This window comes from Planctobacterium sp. R6 (assembly GCF_055755215.1).
The window spans coordinates 1-3001 of sequence record NZ_JBVTQY010000086.1; the positions used below are offsets into that span (position 1 = coordinate 1).

3 protein-coding genes are annotated in these 3001 nt (G+C 39.1%); 2 read left to right on the plus strand and 1 reads right to left on the minus strand.

Features of this window, described 5'->3' with window-relative positions; genetic code table 11:
* Window positions 1-354 precede the first annotated feature (354 nt).
* Together AC0J20_RS23215 and AC0J20_RS23220 are read left to right on the plus strand one after the other, a co-directional pair.
* Complete coding sequence (locus AC0J20_RS23215; protein ID WP_473023587.1) at window positions 355-858, plus strand: DUF2726 domain-containing protein; 504 nt, start codon at window positions 355-357, stop codon at window positions 856-858.
* A 66-nt stretch (window positions 859-924) separates the two neighbouring features.
* A complete protein-coding gene (locus AC0J20_RS23220) occupies window positions 925-2550 on the plus strand; it encodes a TIGR04141 family sporadically distributed protein (RefSeq protein WP_473023588.1) in 1626 nt (541 codons plus the stop codon).
* A gap of 380 nt (window positions 2551-2930) precedes the next feature.
* Here AC0J20_RS23220 and AC0J20_RS23225 read toward each other — a convergent pair.
* On the minus strand, window positions 2931-3001 hold a 71-nt coding region (locus tag AC0J20_RS23225; RefSeq protein WP_370241642.1), incomplete at its 5' end, for an EF-Tu C-terminal domain-related protein.

Consider the following 3001-nt stretch of genomic DNA (forward strand, 5'->3'; position numbering starts at 1 on the left):
GGGAATAACTTATTCTTTTGTTCATTGGCTAATTCTCTCAAGATAATTAGCCTCCGACAAACCCGGATTGATTCAATCCTACGAAACCGTGAATATCAATCAAAACACCTTCGATGGCTTCCGCTTGATGCTATCTTCCGAAGCAGAACGACTGTGGATTTGCTGGCTAAGAGACAATGAAAGACAGTGTGGTCATTTAGAGATGGGATATCGGATGTAAAGCTCACCGTGTGACAACACCCTAACCCCCCTAAAGCATCAATAGGCACTAATTAACCTCTAAATGTTTTTTTCTTTTCACTTTTGAAAAAGTGTGGCATGGTAGACTTAATGTGTATTTTTTGATCCCACGCCATGGAAGCGCTAAACCAATTAACACCACTATTTTTAAGTCTATTTGTATTGTTCGCGGTGGTGGGGCTGCTCAAAGTTATATCCCGTAAAGCGAAGCCTCAATTCAATTACCGTCAAACTGAGCACCTGTTTACCCCAGCAGAAGTTGAGTTTTACAAAAACCTGAAAGCCAGTGTAGGTGACGAATATCTCATCTTTGGCAAAGTCAGAGTCGCTGATGTGCTAAGGCCAGAAAAAGGACTTAACCGTTCTCACTGGCAAATCGCTTTTAACCGCATCGCCATGAAGCACTTCGATTTTGTCCTCTGCGATCCCGAATCCTTGGAAGTGAAATGTGCAATCGAACTGGACGATAAAACCCACAAACGAGGTAAAGCTCACAAACGAGATTTGTTTTTGGACAAGGCTTGTGAAGGGGCGGGATTGAAGATGGTGAGGGCAAAAGAGGTAAATACGTGTGTGTGCGATGAACTTTCAATCAAGAACAAGTTATATAGATATTAAATAATTATGAGCTCTGTAATTCTTGATTTTCTAGTACCCATACAGAATTAGAAGAGAACCTAAAATATGACTAGCAATAAGAAGCCTAGAAAGGAGAAGTTGTCTATTTACCTTGCAAGAGATAGCAGTAAACCAGACGCAGACATAATAAAACTAGAGAATACAAAAACGGAAATTCAAATCAATTTACCAGATTGTGAAACTTCTTCTCTATACATAAAAACTCCCCCTCCTCAATCACCTCCAATTTGGACGAAACTATTCACGTCAGAAGAGCATGTCAAAAGTTCAGAGTTTGGAATATCTTCAAGTGTTGGTGCAGTTTTGATAGTAAAGTTTAATGAAGCTACATTCATTTTGTCTTTTGGTACTGGATTTCATATGATTAAACCTGAATCAATAGAACGGGACTTTGGACTTAAAGTAACATTAAACTCTGTGGACCCTGACAAATTAAGAAGTTTAGACAAAGCAAGTTATGACCATAACCCGCTCAACTCAAGAACACAAAGCACACGTGATGTCGATATCTTTAATTTACATCTCGACTCAGAAACAGAGATGTTATATGCAGTAACAGGATCTTCACTGGTGAAGGAATTTGGAAGTCATGTAACAGGCAGGGATTCTCTAACTATAGCGGTGGAAACAGACCTAAAAAATATTCCCAAAATACTATCCGAGTCTCTTTCTAGATATCGTACAAACCTACCTGATAAATTCTCATGGGTCGAAAATATAAACAGAGTAAGAGACCTTGATGAGATAGAAATTTTAGACATTGAACTTGATGATTACTTCTCGAAAAATGAGTTAGATAAGTTTTGGTTAGGTGAACCTGAAATAGTAGATTGGGAGGGACAGATTGGATATTCCTTCGATATGTATGCCAGAACACCAAGGTATAGCGTCTTATCGTTGGAGGATTACATAGATTACTTAGGGAATGAATTGCCTTGTGTACTCAATATGAAAAACAACGTTATTCACATCAATGACAGTGAATATCGTTCCATTAAATCTTGGTCCGTCTACCGCTGCCTGTATGCAGAGATCGAATACGACAATAATACCTACATTTTAAGAAACGGAATATGGTACAAGGTCAATAGTGATTTTGTATCCTCGGTAGATAGTTATTTAAGTGATATTGAGATTCATCCGTTCCAATTTCCAATCTATGCACATGATGATGAGGCAGATTACAATAAATTTGTTAAATCTAGTCATCAAGAGTTTTGTTTAATGGATAAAAAAAACATTCAAATTGGGGGGGTGTACGACAAGTTAGAACATTGTGATTTAATAAAAGATGGAAAAGAATTCATTCATGTAAAACTATACCGGAGTTCAAGCACCCTAAGTCACCTATTTTCACAAGGTTTTGTCGCCGCCGAAGCTTTTATAAAAGATCAGGAATATAGAGAAAAGTTAAATCCTAAATTACCCACATCGATTCAATTGGAAGCACCTCATTTAAGACCTTCCCCCAGCAACTACAAGATTGTATATGCTATTGCAACGAAAAAATCTCTTCCTGCAGAACTTCCTTTCTTTTCCAAAGTAACGCTAAAAAATTCGCTAAAGACTTTACGGGCCCTAGATTTTAAAACTGCTTTAGCGAAAATTGATGTTGACCCAGAATGGTTAAAAACTAAAAAGTGTAAGCCTAAAAGTAAAAAGCAAAATTGAGCGATTTAATCTCTACATCAAATTTAAAACCTCTAAATTTTTCCCCTTTGACGCGCAATAAACTAAGACATCAGAAGAAACAACGATGAGGGGTATCAGGGAAGATACCTCAATCAATGCCAGCACAGGGATGTGCTGTCATTGATGGTCGTCGTTGTTCTGATGGCGAAGTTTATGCTGTTGCGCGGCCAAGGGCTGCGGGGGATTCTTAAGGGGGGCGCAGCCGCCCCCCTTAAGGTGCCGTCGGCACACCGACAAAATATGTTCAATTGGGCATAACGTGTTGATTTACATATCGTTGTCGAGATACATCTCGACCTACAGATACAAAAAAGGCCGCTTGCGCGACCTTCTTTAACGTGTGGTGTTAACCATCGATATTAGTCGATGATTTTAGCTACAACACCAGCACCTACTGTACGACCACCTTCACGGATTGCGAAGCGCAGAC